Source organism: Bradyrhizobium sp. YR681 (assembly GCF_000282615.1).
GTDB lineage: Bacteria > Pseudomonadota > Alphaproteobacteria > Rhizobiales > Xanthobacteraceae > Bradyrhizobium.
Window position 1 is genome coordinate 52,441 of record NZ_AKIY01000205.1, and the last position, 14,324, is coordinate 66,764.

The window sequence follows — 14,324 nt, forward strand, 5'->3', positions numbered from 1 at the left end:
GAGATTGCGCGCTCTCACGCTCTTCGATGTGAAATGGATCACACCGCGTCGTTGCCGCTGCCCGTTCGCGGGGCAAACGGGGCGGCAAAGCCGGCGGCGATCTTGACGAGATCGGCCTGCCTGCCGGCGCCGGTCTTTTCGAACAGCCGGCCGAGATGTGTCTTCACCGTCGTCTCGGCGATGCCGAGCTTGGCCGCAATGTCGGGAACGCCGCCGATCTCGACGATGGCCATCAACACGCGCAATTCGGACGGCGTCAGCTTGAACGCCGCGCCGATTGCATCGGGCACGAGCGACGACACCATCGCAGCCCTCTGAACGAACAGCACGGTGGCGGCAATATCCCTCGGCTGATCGCGCTCCCGCTTCAGCGCAAAGGCATGGAGCAGATAATGTTGACCGTCGGCCGACGTCGCAAGCTCGATCTGACGGCGACCGGTCGAATGAATTGCGGCATCCGCGGTCATTTCGAACAGGTTGCGGAATATTTTGTCGGTCTGGGTGTTACGGGCCACGATTCTGTCGCCGACCATCGCGAGGAGATTGGCGTCGGCGAACAGCAGGCGGCACGCCGCGTTGGCATGGACGACCCGCCCCTCGGTGTCGAGCAGGCAGATCGCCGTGCTCAGTCCGTCAAGCACGTCGGTGAGATCGTCCACGGTATGCGTGCGCGCCCTGAGCTGCCGTCCCATGACTCGCGAGCGCTGGATGTGCGGCGCGAGCAGCCGCATGCGCTCGCGCATCACCTCGTCGACGGTGCCGCGGGAGCGGTGACGCAGCACCTGCAAGATCGTGGTGCGGACATTCGATCGTTCGAGGGTGACCGTCGCAAGGTCGATCGCGCCCTGCGGTTCCACCCACTCGCGATAGAAGCTGGTCGCCACGAAGTCCGAATGCGGCATGATGTCGGTCACGCCGACGGTCTGTTCGGCGGCGGGATCGAGATGGCGCTCGAGGAGCGGATCGAGCTCCACATACCTGTCACGGTAGAGCTGTCGGAATCGGGGATCCGTGCCGAAATGCTGATGTATCTCGATCGAGAGCCCGGCTGCATCCCTGGACAGGATGGTCGCGGCACATCCGCCGACGAAATTCGAAACCTGCTCCAGCGCGGCGCTGCGCAGCGCCGGATTGGCCGCCGCATCGTAGATCTCGCCGACGAGCGACGAGAACCGGTTTGCCTGGAGGAGCGTCATCGGGCGAACGATGCGATCCGCGTGCTGCCCCGGCGACGAAGAGGGCGAGCGCATCGGAAACTGGTGCAGGAGACAGGTTGGCGAACCGCCACCCTCGGCGCGGAAAACATGTTGCAGCGAGATGCTGGAATATCGAACATCGTCCTTGCGTAACGTCAACCGCAGGATGCGGCTTGGACGGTTTCGCCAAAGACTAGGATAAATGCGAACAGCGCGACGACAGTGTGCGTTGAGTCACTCGCACGCTGCGGCCGAGTCTTGTTGCCACCTGTTCCCGCTGATGCGGTGAGCCGCTTGCGTCGCTGTGCTTGCCGCCGCTCAGCAATCTACTTCCGGTTCTCCTCGCAGAATTTCAGCGCGGCGAGCGCTTCGCCGGCACGCGGGATCTGTATCTCGATGCTGTCGTCGTCATCGTCCTCGAAGTCGAGCGAGAGGCGCCTGGCCTTCGAGAGCCGGTCCATGATCGACTGGTCGAACTCGAAGATGCCGCGCACGGTGGTCTTGTCCATCACCTCCCACTTCGCCTTCTTCATGATGTCGGCGTCATCGGTGCCGACATCGGCCTTGAGGATCTCGCCGACCTGCCCCCACTCCCAGCCGTCATAGATGATCACCATCACGATCGCCTTTTCGGAATAGGTGATGACGATGACGTAGTCGCGGTTCTCGTCGTCCTTGTCCTTGTAGCCGCGACTTGCATTGCAATGCGTGTCCTGCGTGCGCTTCTCGATGGTCCAGTCGCCGACCTTGGATTGTTGCGCGAGCACCGGCCCGGCGCCCAAGGCGCCCACGAGAATTCCGGCGGCGAGAAGGAGTCGTTTCATGTCAGCCTCCAGCGTCTTCCCCACGCGGAGATGACCACCTCTCCCGGCGGCCTGCAAGGGTTTCAGGCACCACCGCAAGGGCCGGCGGCGAGCGGCTGCGCTACCCTCGCCGCGGCACGATCGCGATCGGGGTGAAAGTGTAGACCTCCTCGCCGTTCTGGTTGAACATCGTCCACTTCACCAGCGCGATGCCCTGCGGCTTCGACTTCGAGGGCGTCAGGCTCATGACCTCGCCGACCAGATGCAGGCGGTCATTGGGCCGCACCGGCATGGTCCAGCGCAGACCGTCGACGCCCGCGCCGATCAGCGGATGCGGGCCGAACGGCCGGGCCTGGATCGCAAGGTTCATGGCAATCGCGGCGGTGTGCCATCCTGATGCGGCGAGCCCCTTGAAAAGGGTCTCCTTGGCGGCCTCGTGGTCGAGGTGCATCGGCTGCGGATCGAACTCCGCCGCGAAGCGCTTGATGTCGGCCTCGGTGACCTCGACCTCGGGTGATTTGAACCGCATTCCGACGGTGAGATCGTCGAAACACTCGACCAGCGCCATGATTTTGCCTCGCAATACGATTGCCGCCCGCCGGAAGCACGCGGCCAGGAAGGGGTGAGCGCCGGATGTAGCGGCTCCGCGCTGCACAAACCAGTCCCGGAGTTCCCCGCGAAACCCCTTTCCCGATGCGACGAAACACGCCTGAAACAGATGGCCGCTTAAGTCTTTGTCAAAATAAATACAGGGACGGCCACCATGCAATTCCTCCTGGAACTGATCTACGAGTACTCCCGCTGCCAGCATCTCGTCGCCCAGCCGCTGCGGGAGCCTGAGCTATGATCGAGCTGATCTCGGCCCTGCTCGCCCTGTGCAGCATCGGCGTCTTCGCAGTACATGCGCTCGATGCCTACCGAACCACTCATACCTGAGCGCCCCGTCCTGATTGGCTAGAATGGCCGCCGGTAGAAATGCTCCGAATGCGTTGCCGGCGGAAACCTGTTGGCGAGCGAGAGCGCGGCCTTTTCGTCCGTCTCGAGCGCAATCTTCTGCGCGAGCATCACGTCGCCGGGCACCAGGAAGCCTGACGGGACGAAGCACCACCCCATCGTCGCAAGACCGGCATCGTCGATTTCGTGGACATTGGCCGCCGTGCCGTAATGGATGCGATACCTTTTGCCGGTATCGCAGCCGATCACATCGAAATACCGGTGCTGCTCGAACTGGGCGCGTTGCGCAGGCGACAGCCACTCGGCCAGAAGACGGCGGCCGCGCGCATCCGGCGTATTCTCGCCGAAGAAGCGACGGTAGAGTTCGCGCAACGCATGCAGACGCGCACGCGCCGGCGCGCGGAACCGAAGTGCCGCGAACATGAGCAGCCCAGGTCAGCCGCCGACCAGGCGGGGATAGAAAAGCGTTTCCTGCGCGGTCGGGTCGAACGATTTAATACGGGTGACCTCACCGGGCCCGGTACGGAAGGCGGCAGTGAAGCCGGCTCCGGTCAGCTCCCGAAAACGCTGTTCGGCCCGCGCCAGCGCCTCGGCATTGCCAGGATCAAACTCGTGGCGGGTATCGCCGGTCTGGTCCATCACGATCTGGGTTGCCATAGTTGAGTCTCCTCATGCCCAGCCCTGAATCGATCAAAGCAAACCTCATGCCGTCGGTTCCTGATGGCAACAACTTTCTCGCAGCCGCGCATCACGCCTTGCTGAACTCCTAGCGCGACGCCGCCGCCCCTCCCTCGTCGATCTGCCGCCCCATCAGCGCAATCGCCTTCTGATAGACACCCGCCGCGTTCCAGGCCTCGATGGCGACGAAGTTCGGCTCGCCCGGCTGGTAACCGGCTCCCGCCTTCCAGCCATGGGCTTTGAGGAAATTGGCGGTCGAGTTCAGCGCGTTGGCCGCGACCTCGAGATTGCCGGTGCCGTAGGCCAGAATGTTCTTGGGCATGAACTGGGTCTGGCCGACCTCGCCATGCATGGAGCCACGGGTTGATCCCGACAGCGTGCCGCGGTCGATCAGCTTCAGCGCGGCATAGAGCTGGTCGGTGAAGAACTCCGGACGGCGGCAGTCATAAGCGAGCGTCGCGATCGACGAGAGCATGTTCTGGTTGCCGCGCTGGCTGCCGAAGCCGGTCTCCATGCCCCAGATCGCAATCAGCGGCCCGGGCGGCACGCCATAGCGCTGCTGGATCGAGGCGAACAAGGCTCCTTGCGAATTCTTGAGCTGCCGGCCCTTGGCGACGATGGTGGTGGCGCCGCGCTTGGCGAGGAACTGGTCGAGCGTCAGCGAGAAGCTGCGCTGGCCGCGATCGGCCGCGATGGTGGCGCTGGCGTAGTTCGTCTGCATCAAGGCCGAGAGCGCGGTCTGGCCGATGCCCTTGCCTTGCGCCTCCGCGCTGAACTCGCGCTTCCAGGCCTCGAAGCCGGCCGGCGAGCTGCCGCATGTGGCGGCGTGGGCGGCGGGCGCAAGCGAAAGAAGCAGCGCAGCAGCGCCAATCATGGCCGTCGCAACGGTCCTGCCCTTGGTCATTCCTCGTTCCTCTCACTTGACGTGCGCGACCGGCTCGCGCGGGCGCATGATCCTACGTCGGCCCTGATGGCTCAAGCCCTACCAGCCGCTTTGGATGGCTTGACACCGGGAAGGTCGCCTACCCTTCGCGGTCCGTTCCGAGCAGGAAATCCACCATGATGCTCTGGTGCTGCTGGTACATGTCCGTGCCGGTCCCGGTGGCGCAGCCGATCTTGCGGGCGGCGGCGATCAAGGGCGAGACTTCGGGCTTGGTGATGACGCAGCCGCAATAGGCCGCTGGGGCGAGCCGCGCGACATCGACCGGCAGCGGATCGCCGTCCTTCATCCCGGCAGGTGTGGCATTGGCGACGAAATCGAAGCCGGCCGGGTCCACGGAGCCGCCCCGCACCGGTGCTTTGCCGAGCCCGTTGAGCCGGCCGACCAGCGCATCGCGGCGCTCAGTCGCGACGTCATGAATCGCGAGCTCGCTGACGCCAGCCTCGACCAAGGCGAGTGCGATTGCCGATCCCGCGCCGCCGGCGCCGACCAGGAGCGCTCGCATGCCGCCCGGATCGATCCCCTTCGCCCGCGCCGCACCCACAAAGCCGAGTCCATCCACCATGTCGCCATGCCACAAGCCGTCGACACGGCGACGCATCAAATTGACCGTGCGCAGGAAATGGGCGCGCTCCGTCGTACTCGTGCAGGCCTCGTAGCAGGCAAATTTGTGCGGGATAGTCACGACGATGCCGTCGAGGTTCTTCAGCCGCGTTGCCACCGAGAGGAAGTCGGGCAAATCCGCCGGTGCCACCTGAACGGGCACGAGAATGCCGTCATGCCCCCGCGCCGCAAAGGCGGCCGACACGCCCGCGGGCGAGCGGACCTGTGCGATGGGATCACCGACGATGACGTAGAGCCGCGTCGCGCCTGAAGGAGCCGGGATCATGCCGCTTACACCGCCTCGGCGGCGACGGCGTAGGTCAATTCGAGTCCGTCCAGATTGCCCTCCTTGCGCCATTTGTCGAGCAACCGCAGGAATGCCATGGGCCCGCGCCAGTACTGGCTGTTCCTTGCCGCAATGGGATCGAACACGCCTTCATTGTTGTAATAGCCCGGTGTGCATTCGGCGAGGTAGGTCTGGCGGCCGATCGCGGCCTTGACGACCTCCTCCACCCAGGCGTTCTCGGCAGCGAGCGTCGGCTCCAGCGTCCTGGCGCCGCGCTTGCGCGCCTGATCGATGACATAGGCGATGTGCTGCGACTGCTCGTCGATGATGTGCGGGAAGTTGGCACTCTGACCGGCCTGCACCGTGACGATCAGGAAGCAGTTCGGGAAGCCGCGGCTGTAGAAGCCGTGCATCGTCTTGACGCCGCCCTGCCAGCGCTCGGACAGGCTCATGCCATCGCGGCCATGGACCTCAAAACCCATGCGGCGGGCATAATCGGTGCCGACCTCGAAGCCGCTGGCATAGATCAGGCAGTCGAGCTCATAGGCCTTGCCGTCGACCACGACGGCGTTCTCGGTGATGCGCTCGACGCCCTGCCCCCTTGTATCGACGAGATGCACGTTGGGGCGATTGAAGGTGTCGAGATATTCGTCGTGGAAGCACGGCCGCTTGCAGAACGCCTTGTACCACGGCTTGAGCGCCGCCGCGGCCGCCTCGTCCTTCACGACCGCATCGACGCGGGCGCGGATCTCCTCCATCTTGCGGTAGTCGGCCTGCTCGATGACCTTCAACGCCTCCTCCATCGAGGTCACAGGCTGAGGCTGCCGGCGCGGCGCCAGCAGGATCTCGCCGAGCAGGCCGGTCCAGCCATCCTGCACCAGATCCTGCTCGAACGGCTCGCCGGAGATGACGGCGGTGAAATTGTCCATGCGCTGGCGCTGCCAGCCGGGCTCGAGGCTCTGCGCCCAATCCTGGTCCGTCGGGCGATCATCGCGCACGCCGATCGCCGAGGGCGTGCGCTGGAAGACGTAGAGCTCCCTCGCGGAGCGGCCGAGATGCGGCACGCATTGCACGGCGGTCGCGCCGGTGCCGATGATGCCGACGCGCTTGCCGGCAAGACCGGTGAGCCCGCCTTCGGCGGTGCCGCCGGTATAGCCATAGTCCCAGCGGCTGGTGTGGAAGCTGTGGCCCTTGAACGTCTCGATGCCGGGAATGCCCGGCAGCTTCGGACGGCTCAGCGGGCCGCCGGCCAGAATGACGAAGCGCGCGCGGATGCGATCACCGCGGTCGGTCTCGACCAGCCAGCGCGCCTCCTGCTCCTGCCATTCCATGCGCGAGATGATCGTCTGAAACAGCGCGCGCTCGTAGAGACCGAAGTGCCGGCCGATGCGGCGGGAGTGTTCGTAGATCTCCGGCGCCCGCGCATATTTGCGCACGGGCATGTAGCCGGTCTCCTCCAGCAGCGGCAGGTAGATGTAGCTCTCGGTATCGCAGGCCGCTCCAGGGTAACGATTCCAGTACCAGGTGCCGCCGAAATCGGCGGCCTTTTCCACGATACGAAAATCCTCGATGCCCGCCGCGCGCAGACGCGCTCCACAGAGCAGGCCGCCGAAGCCGCCGCCGACGATGAGCACCTCGGTCTCTTCGCTGACAGCAGCGCGGGTAAATCCGGGATCGGCCCAGGGATCGTCGAGGTAACGGCCGAAATCGCCTGTCACCTCGACATATTGCGCCTTGCCTTCGCTGCGCAGACGGCGGTCGCGCTCATCGCGATAACGCGCGCGGAGTGCGGAAACATCGACGGTAGATTCGCCGGCTGCGCCGGTCTTGTGTCTTTCCGCTGACATCGATTTCCTCCACGGCGGACGCTGCTTCGCCGGCCGCTCACCATACGTTAGCCCCGAAAAAGTGACGCACGCAATCACACCGCGCGCTTTTTGCGTGAACGCCGCGTGACGTTCCGCTAACCTCGCGCGCAAATCACAAGCATACGCGACGCAACGACGTGGCGATCCGGAGGAAACGATGCAGGGATTGATGATGGACATGCCGCTCCTGATCAGCGGCCTGATCCAGTATGCCGCCGATTATCACGGCGAAGCCGAGATCGTCGCGCGCGAGATCGAGGGCGACATCCATCGCTATACCTATGCGGACGCGCATCCGCGCATCAAGCGCATGGCGCTGGCGCTGAAACGGCTCGGCATGAAGCAGGGCGACCGCGTCGGCACGCTGGCCTGGAATACGCACCGGCATTTCGAAATGTTCTATGCGGCGCCGGGCATGGGCTATGTGCTGCACACCGTCAATCCCAGGCTGTTTCCCGAGCAGCTCGTCTACATCATCAACCATGCCGAAGACCGCCTGCTGTTCATCGACCGCGCCACGCTGCCGATCGTCGAGGCAATCGCGCCGCAACTGAAGACCGTCGAGGCTTACGTCGTGATGTCCTCGCGCGAGCGGATGCCGGAGACCAGGCTCGCCAATGTGCATTGCTACGAGGAGCTTCTCGACAAGGAGAGCGACGCCGGCTTCGCCTGGCCGGAGTTCGACGAAAAGTCCGCCTCCACCATCTGCTACACTTCGGGCACGACGGGCAACCCGAAGGGCGTGATCTACTCGCACCGCGCCGCGATCCTGCAGACCATGACCTGCTGCAATTTCGACTTCCTGCCGGGCCATGTCGAAGGCGTGCGCGAGGTGATGATGCCGATGGCGCCGCTGTTCCACGGCAACGGCTGGAACATGCCGTTCACCGCGCCCTACACCGGTTCGAAGCTGGTGCTGCCCGGCCGCAATTACGAGCCCGACAAGCTCTACGAGCTGCTCGAAGGCGAGAAGGTGACGCTGTCGGCGGGCGTGCCGAGCTTCTGGCTGATCCTGCTCGACTGGCTCGGACGCACCGGCAACAAGTTCACGACGCTGCGCGCGACATTGTCGTCGGGTTCGGCGCCGCCGCGCGCGATGGTCGAGAAGCTCAAGCGCGAATACGACATCGACTACATCCAGGCCTGGGGCATGACGGAGGCGTTGGGCTGCTCGATGCCGGGACTGCGGCCGGGCTCGGAGCACCTTGGCGACAAGGAGAAGTTCGACCGGCGCCAGGTGTCGGGGCGCGCCTGTTTCGGCACCGCCTTGCGCATCGTCGACGACACCGGCGTCGAGCTCCCCCGCGACGGCAAGACCGTCGGCCATCTGCGCGCGCGTGGTCCCTGGGTCGCCTCCGGCTACATGAAGCTGGAGGAAGGCCTCGACCGCGACGGCTGGCTGATCACCGGCGACATGGCCGTGATCGACAGCCAGGGCCACGTCACGCTGACCGACCGTTCCAAGGACGTGATCAAGTCCGGCGGCGAATGGATATCATCGATCCAGCTCGAGGACGTCGCCTTGTCGCATCCGGATGTGCTTCAAGCCGCGGTGGTCGCGATCAACCACGAGAAATGGCAGGAGCGTCCCCTGCTCCTCGTCGTCCGCAAGAAGGGCGCGACCGTCGACGGCAAGACGCTGCTGGACCACATGCGCCCGAAGATCGCCAACTGGTGGATGCCGGACGCCGTCGAATTCCTGGACGAGTTTCCGATGACCGGTACAGGCAAGGTGCTCAAATCGGCATTGCGCGAGAAGTTCAGGGACTATCGCGTCGCATAAGTCACGGCACGATCGCGCGCCGCGCTCAAGGAGACGAAAGATGCTCTACCCGATGTCGCCCAAGGTCGCCGACCTCAAGCGCAAGCTCGAAGGCTTCATGGATCGGCACGTCTATCCGAACGAGGAGCGGTTCTATCGCGAGGCCGAAGAGCTCGGGCCGTGGAAGGTCTTTCCCGTCGTCGAGGAGCTGAAACCGCTGGCGCGCGCGGAAGGTCTCTGGAACCTGTTCCTGCCGGAATCGAGCCATGGCGCCGGCCTGACCAATCTCGAATATGCCCCGCTCTGCGAAGTGATGGGGCGCTCGCATCTGGCGCCCGAAGTGTTCAACTGCTCGGCGCCCGACACCGGCAACATGGAGGTGCTGGAGCGCTACGGCACCAAAGAGGACAAGGAGCGCTGGCTGACGCCGCTGCTCGCGGGCGAAATCCGCTCCTGCTTCGCCATGACCGAGCCGGCGGTGGCCTCGTCCGATGCGACCAACATCGAGAGCTCGATCGTGCGCGACGGCGACCAATACGTCATCAACGGCCGCAAATGGTACACGACCAACGCGACCGATCCGCGCTGCAAGATCTGCATCTTCATGGGCAAGACCGATCCCGACAATCCGGACCGCCACAAGCAGCAATCCATGATCCTGGTGCCGATGGACACGCCGGGCATCGAGGTCAAGCGTCCCCTGCCCGTGTTCGGCTTCTACGGCGTGCCCGACCGCGCCTCCGAAGTCGTCTTCACCAATGTGCGGGTGCCCAAGGAGAACATGCTGCTCGGCGAAGGCCGCGGCTTCGAGATCGCGCAGGGCCGCCTCGGCCCCGGCCGCATTCACCACTGCATGCGGCTGATCGGGCTGTCCGAACGCACGCTGGAAAAGATGTGCCGCCGCGTCCGCAGCCGCGTCGCCTTCGGCAAGCCGGTCTCCGAGCAGACGGTGACACAGGAGCGGATCGCGGAATCCCGCATCATGATCGAGCAGGCGCGGCTGCTGACGCTCAACGTGGCGTATGCGATGGACACGGTCGGCAACAAGGTCGCCAAAGCCGAGATCGCGATGATCAAGGTCGCCGTGCCCAACATGGCCTGCCAGATCATCGACTGGGCGATCCAGGCGCACGGCGGCGGCGGCACCTCGAATGATTTCGGCTTGACCCAGGCCTATGCGACGGCGCGGTTGCTGCGGCTTGCGGACGGACCGGACGAGGTGCACCGGAACCAGATCGCGCGGTTCGAGCTGAAGAAATATTCGAACGCGTAGAAGAGATGCTCGCCGATAGGCAAGGTGCCGTCTTCCTTCTCCCCTTGCGGGAGAAGGTGGCGCGAAGCGCCGGATGAGGGGTATCTATCCGCACTGCAAGCGCGGAGAGATACCCCTCACCCAAGTGAGCCTGTGTCAACCAGCGGAGCTGCCCTCTCCCGCAAGGGGCGAGGGCGCAATCATGCGCGGCATCGTCTCAGCCTAGTTCAAGACCTCGACCGTCGCCGAACGTCCCGCAACCAGCGCCGTGCCGCCGGGCACCGGATCCAGCGCGATCCGCACCGGAACGCGCTGGGCGAGGCGCACCCAGCTGAAGGTCGGGTTGACGTTGGCGAGCATGCTGGCGCCTTCAGCACGGTCGCGGTCCTCGATGCCGGCGGCGATGCTCTCGACGCGGCCTGACAGGGTGACCTTCTCGCCCATCAGGCGGACCTGCACCTTGTCGCCGATGCGGATGCGCGCGAGCTTGGTCTCCTCGAAATATCCTTCGACATGCAGCGTGTCGGTGTCGACCAGGGCCATCACGCCCTTCCCCGCCGTGACATAGGCGCCGGGGCGCAAATCCATGTTGGTGATCACGCCGTTCACGGAGGCGTGGACCTCGCTGCGGTCGAGGTTGAGCTGCGCGACGGCGCGGTCGGCGACGGCCGCATCGAACGACGCCTTGGCCTGGAGCTGGGTCGCCAGCACCTGTTCCTGCTTCTGCTGCGACACCGCATCGGTCGTCAGCGCGCTGTAGCGCTTCAGATCGGCATTGGCCTGGTCGAGGGTGGCCTGATGACCGGCCACCGACGCATCAGCCTGCCGCAGCGCCAGCGCGAAGCGCTCGCGGTCGATCCGGAACAGCACGTCGCCGCGGCGGACCTTCTGGTTGTCCTTGACCAGCACCTGGGTGACGAAGCCGGAGACATCAGGCGCGACCTGCACCACATCGGCGCGGACGCGGCCGTCGCGGGTCCAGGGCGACTCCATGTAATAAACCCAGAGCTCGCGGCCGACGCCGAGCGCGGCGACGACGGCAAGGACGGTCAGCGCGAGGCGGGCGAACCAGGCGAAATTGCCCTTCATGAGAGAACCTCCGAGAGATAGACGACGCCGCCGAGCAGGCAGACAAAAATCGCGAAATCGAACAGCGCGCGGTGCCAGACCAGCCGGTAGAAGTCGAAGCGCTGCATCAGCCGGCGCAACAGCGCGCTGAGGCCATAGGCGACGATGATCCACAGCAGCAGCGCCGGCACGAGCACGCCATAGATGTCGATCACATATCTCATGCCGCAACACTCTCTGTGCGCGGCCGATAGGCCGGCGCGTCCGGAAACAGGCCGCGGCGGATGCCGACGAGACCGATCAGGGCGTCCTCGCGCGCGCTGTCGTTGGGATCTTTCACCGCCTGGGCCAGTGCCCGGTCGACGCTGGTCAGCAGCTCAGCCGGCATGCCGTCGCCCGCATAGCTGCGGCAGGCGATGGCGAGCCGGTCAAGCATGTCGTCGATGACGGCAATGGTGGATGCCGCCAGTCCATAGCGGGCGCGGCGCAGGTCGATGATGTTGATCCCGATACGCAGCTGCACGAGACTGTCCGCGTCGCGGCGGTCGCTCTCGGAGAGAAAGGCGATGCGCTGCACCAGAAGTCCGAGCCGGTGCAGCATGAGGCCCGCGAACTCCGCGCGGTCGCGCTTGCCACGCCGTTCTGCGGCGACCGCGATCGTCTTCCAGCTCGACAGCACAAGGCGATTGGCGATCCACTCCGCCCCTACCCCGCGCGCGATCCGCGTCACGATTTCGGCGATGAGGACGCCGACGAAGAAGGCGACGGCGGAATTGGCGTAGGACGCGAAATCCGCGCTATAGGTGGATTGGATCGCGAGCAGGGTCGCGGTGTTGGCTGCGAGCGCCATGCCGGTGCCCGCCGTGGCGGGACGGCCGATCAGGAAACCGTAGAGCAGGAAGGTCGGCGCCAGCGCGACGATCAGGACCTCGAGATGGGAGATCGCCGGCACCAGCGCAAACAGGTAGATTGCGACGACGACGATGGCGACCAGCGACCACAGGCCAAAGCTGCGGATGAAGCGCGCGGGCTCGTCCTGCGCGGCGAAGAACGAACAGGCGACCGCCGCCATCATCGGCGCCGATGCACCGTCCGGCCAGCCGGTGCCGATCCAGAATGCGCAGCAGATCAGGATGGCCGTGGCGGCACCCGCCGCCGACCACAGCGCAAGGCCGCGATCCCTGTGGCGCACGGGCGCGGCGCCGGCCTCGGAATGGAACGCCAGATCGACGGTGGCAATATTGCGGTTATCGGCAATCGCCTCGGTCAGCTCGCGGCAGTCACGCGAGAGATCGACCATCTCGCGCAGCCGCGACAACAAGCTTGTGGTGATGATCCGTTCCCAGGACGCGCTGTCGTCAAGCACCGCCTGTTGCGCCGCGATCGCAGCGCGGAGCCGCTCGGCCGGCTGGCGTTCACCAACGTCGCTCACGATCCATTGCGCGAGGTCCTCCAGCAATTGCTTCAGCGCGGGCTGCCGCCGCAAGGCGTCCTCGCCGAGCGCCGCTAGCCGGTCCTCGAGCGAGGCAATCACCGGCAGCAGCGTCAGCATGCGCAGCCGGATCTCGCCAAGGCCCGTCACGGCGTTGCGGTCGGTCAAACGGTCATAGGCAAGATGGGTGGAGAGCGTGTCGATCTCGACGATGTCGGTCGCAAGTTTCAGGCGCTTGCCGCGGCGGCTATCGCCGGTGCCCTCGCGCATCAGCACGACCTGGCTGAGGCGGCGCGCATCCGCGAGCCAGCTATCGACGCGATGGGCAACCGCCGGCGCAACGCTGCGTGGAAACACGATGGTCGAGACCAGGCTGGCGCAAATGATACCCAGCGAGATCTCCTCGAGCCTTGCCACCGCGGTGTCGAAGATGGCGCCGGGCTCGGACACCGACGGAAAGCCGATCAGCGCGACCGTATATCCGGCCAGCATGAAGACATAACTTCGCGGTGTGCCATCGAGCAGCGAGAGATAAAGGCACAGCCCGACCCAGAGCGCGATGGCGAGGCACAGCAGCTCCGGCGCGTCGATCAGGTTCGGCACCAGCGCCACCGTCATGGTCGCCCCGACGAGCGTGCCGATGACGCGGAAGAACGCCTTCGAGCTGGTCGCCCCTGCCAATGGCTGCGAGGTGATGTAGACGGTCGCCATCGCCCAATAGGGCCGCGGCAGGTCCATGGCGAGCGCGATGACGAGCGCCAGCATCGACGCGGCAAACGTCTTCAAAGCGAAAATGAGGTCCGCGTGGCGGACCAGGAACGGCTCTTCCGCACGCATGGCTACTTCGCCTCGGAAAGCGTCTTGGCGTCATGCAGGCGAGTGGCCCGCTGCTCGATGCGCTGGAGCGTCTCGAAGGTTATCGCAAGTTCGTCCGCGCCGATATCCTTGAGCAGGCTCGCCCGCACCCGCCGCAGCACGCGGTTGGTTTCCTCGACCTTGGCCTCGCCAGCTTTGGTCAGATGTAGCGTTTTGGCACGCCGGTCGGTCGGGTCTTCCCGACGTTCCACGAGGCCCTCTTCCTGAAGCAGGTCGATCAGCCGCACCAGTGAGGGCCCCTCGATGCCGAGCTCGTCGGCGAGCACGCCCTGGCGCACGTTCTCGCCCTGACGCGACAGCACCAGCAGCGGGATTGCGGTCGCATAGGACAGGCCGTGATCGGACAGCGCCTGGTCCGATTCGCGCCGCCAGATGCGGGCAAGACGCGCGATGAGCCGGCCGATTTCGCCGTGGATGAAGCCTTGCGAGGGTCCCATGCAAATTAGATAGGAGGCGAACTATTAGCCTGCAATCGTCATGGCCGTCACGCGGGATCACGAAAAGGCGAGCGGGATACCCGAGAGGGCAGCCGGTTCCCTGCTTGGTCACCGGCGCCGGCCCGGCCGCTGCCGGGAGGCGCAGGTTCAACCAGGCTCCCGGCGCCTC

General features: G+C 65.3%; 14 protein-coding genes. 2 read left to right on the forward strand and 12 right to left on the reverse strand.

Going from position 1 to position 14,324, the window contains the following annotated elements:
* Window positions 1-38: 38 nt before the first annotated feature.
* The 8 genes from PMI42_RS19780 to PMI42_RS19815 all read right to left on the reverse strand — a co-directional run bounded on the left by PMI42_RS19780 (window position 39) and on the right by PMI42_RS19815 (window position 7,307).
* Window positions 39-1,196, reverse strand: a complete 1,158-nt coding sequence (locus tag PMI42_RS19780) for a helix-turn-helix transcriptional regulator (RefSeq protein WP_008137320.1) — start codon at window positions 1,194-1,196, stop codon at window positions 39-41.
* 326 nt (window positions 1,197-1,522) lie between these two features.
* A complete protein-coding gene (locus PMI42_RS19785) occupies window positions 1,523-2,020 on the reverse strand; it encodes a hypothetical protein (protein ID WP_008137322.1) in 498 nt (165 codons plus the stop codon).
* A gap of 100 nt (window positions 2,021-2,120) precedes the next feature.
* Window positions 2,121-2,567, reverse strand: coding sequence for a MaoC family dehydratase (locus tag PMI42_RS19790; protein ID WP_008137323.1), 447 nt, complete (start codon window positions 2,565-2,567; stop codon window positions 2,121-2,123).
* 386 nt (window positions 2,568-2,953) lie between these two features.
* A complete protein-coding gene (locus tag PMI42_RS19795) occupies window positions 2,954-3,376 on the reverse strand; it encodes a hypothetical protein (protein ID WP_008137326.1) in 423 nt (140 codons plus the stop codon).
* 12 nt (window positions 3,377-3,388) lie between these two features.
* A complete protein-coding gene (locus tag PMI42_RS19800; protein WP_008137329.1) occupies window positions 3,389-3,610 on the reverse strand; it encodes a hypothetical protein in 222 nt (73 codons plus the stop codon).
* Between the two features lie 109 nt (window positions 3,611-3,719).
* Window positions 3,720-4,535 (reverse strand): lytic murein transglycosylase, encoded by an 816-nt coding sequence (locus tag PMI42_RS19805; protein ID WP_008137330.1) that lies wholly within the window; start codon window positions 4,533-4,535, stop codon window positions 3,720-3,722.
* A gap of 118 nt (window positions 4,536-4,653) precedes the next feature.
* The gene (locus tag PMI42_RS19810) at window positions 4,654-5,460 is read right to left on the reverse strand and encodes a shikimate dehydrogenase family protein (protein WP_008137332.1); all 807 of its coding nucleotides are present in this window, start codon (window positions 5,458-5,460) and stop codon (window positions 4,654-4,656) included.
* Between the two features lie 5 nt (window positions 5,461-5,465).
* Entirely contained in the window at window positions 5,466-7,307 is a 1,842-nt protein-coding gene (locus PMI42_RS19815; RefSeq protein WP_008137334.1) for a flavin-containing monooxygenase, read from the reverse strand.
* 178 nt (window positions 7,308-7,485) lie between these two features.
* Between PMI42_RS19815 and PMI42_RS19820 the strand changes: the two genes are divergently transcribed.
* Both PMI42_RS19820 and PMI42_RS19825 read left to right on the forward strand, forming a co-directional pair.
* Complete coding sequence (locus PMI42_RS19820; RefSeq protein ID WP_008137335.1) at window positions 7,486-9,111, forward strand: long-chain fatty acid--CoA ligase; 1,626 nt, start codon at window positions 7,486-7,488, stop codon at window positions 9,109-9,111.
* A gap of 40 nt (window positions 9,112-9,151) precedes the next feature.
* The gene (locus tag PMI42_RS19825; protein WP_008137336.1) at window positions 9,152-10,363 is read left to right on the forward strand and encodes an acyl-CoA dehydrogenase family protein; all 1,212 of its coding nucleotides are present in this window, start codon (window positions 9,152-9,154) and stop codon (window positions 10,361-10,363) included.
* 201 nt (window positions 10,364-10,564) lie between these two features.
* Here PMI42_RS19825 and PMI42_RS19830 read toward each other — a convergent pair whose 3' ends face one another.
* From PMI42_RS19830 to PMI42_RS19845, 4 genes are read right to left on the reverse strand one after another with little or no spacing between them, the layout of a single operon-like run.
* Window positions 10,565-11,431, reverse strand: a complete 867-nt coding sequence (locus tag PMI42_RS19830; protein ID WP_008137338.1) for an efflux RND transporter periplasmic adaptor subunit — start codon at window positions 11,429-11,431, stop codon at window positions 10,565-10,567.
* Window positions 11,428-11,634 carry a DUF1656 domain-containing protein gene (locus tag PMI42_RS19835; RefSeq protein WP_008137341.1) on the reverse strand — a complete coding sequence of 69 codons (207 nt, stop codon included), beginning with the start codon at window positions 11,632-11,634 and terminating at the stop codon, window positions 11,428-11,430. Before PMI42_RS19835 ends, PMI42_RS19830 begins: the two co-directional genes overlap by 4 nt.
* The gene (locus PMI42_RS19840) at window positions 11,631-13,679 is read right to left on the reverse strand and encodes an FUSC family protein (protein WP_008137343.1); all 2,049 of its coding nucleotides are present in this window, start codon (window positions 13,677-13,679) and stop codon (window positions 11,631-11,633) included. Before PMI42_RS19840 ends, PMI42_RS19835 begins: the two co-directional genes overlap by 4 nt.
* A gap of 2 nt (window positions 13,680-13,681) precedes the next feature.
* Window positions 13,682-14,155 (reverse strand): MarR family winged helix-turn-helix transcriptional regulator, encoded by a 474-nt coding sequence (locus PMI42_RS19845; RefSeq protein WP_008137345.1) that lies wholly within the window; start codon window positions 14,153-14,155, stop codon window positions 13,682-13,684.
* Window positions 14,156-14,324: the final 169 nt, after the last annotated feature.

Coding starts and splice junctions, on each gene's coding strand:
- PMI42_RS19815 (WP_008137334.1), bottom strand. CDS start 7,307: ATGTCAGCGGAAAGACACAAGACCGGCGCAGCCGGCGAATCTACCGTC.
- PMI42_RS19805 (WP_008137330.1), bottom strand. CDS start 4,535: ATGACCAAGGGCAGGACCGTTGCGACGGCCATGATTGGCGCTGCTGCG.
- PMI42_RS19845 (WP_008137345.1), bottom strand. CDS start 14,155: ATGGGACCCTCGCAAGGCTTCATCCACGGCGAAATCGGCCGGCTCATC.
- PMI42_RS19795 (WP_008137326.1), bottom strand. CDS start 3,376: ATGTTCGCGGCACTTCGGTTCCGCGCGCCGGCGCGTGCGCGTCTGCAT.
- PMI42_RS19790 (WP_008137323.1), bottom strand. CDS start 2,567: ATGGCGCTGGTCGAGTGTTTCGACGATCTCACCGTCGGAATGCGGTTC.
- PMI42_RS19800 (WP_008137329.1), bottom strand. CDS start 3,610: ATGGCAACCCAGATCGTGATGGACCAGACCGGCGATACCCGCCACGAG.
- PMI42_RS19810 (WP_008137332.1), bottom strand. CDS start 5,460: ATGATCCCGGCTCCTTCAGGCGCGACGCGGCTCTACGTCATCGTCGGT.
- PMI42_RS19780 (WP_008137320.1), bottom strand. CDS start 1,196: ATGACGCTCCTCCAGGCAAACCGGTTCTCGTCGCTCGTCGGCGAGATC.
- PMI42_RS19785 (WP_008137322.1), bottom strand. CDS start 2,020: ATGAAACGACTCCTTCTCGCCGCCGGAATTCTCGTGGGCGCCTTGGGC.
- PMI42_RS19840 (WP_008137343.1), bottom strand. CDS start 13,679: ATGCGTGCGGAAGAGCCGTTCCTGGTCCGCCACGCGGACCTCATTTTC.
- PMI42_RS19830 (WP_008137338.1), bottom strand. CDS start 11,431: ATGAAGGGCAATTTCGCCTGGTTCGCCCGCCTCGCGCTGACCGTCCTT.
- PMI42_RS19825 (WP_008137336.1), top strand. CDS start 9,152: ATGCTCTACCCGATGTCGCCCAAGGTCGCCGACCTCAAGCGCAAGCTC.
- PMI42_RS19820 (WP_008137335.1), top strand. CDS start 7,486: ATGCAGGGATTGATGATGGACATGCCGCTCCTGATCAGCGGCCTGATC.
- PMI42_RS19835 (WP_008137341.1), bottom strand. CDS start 11,634: ATGAGATATGTGATCGACATCTATGGCGTGCTCGTGCCGGCGCTGCTG.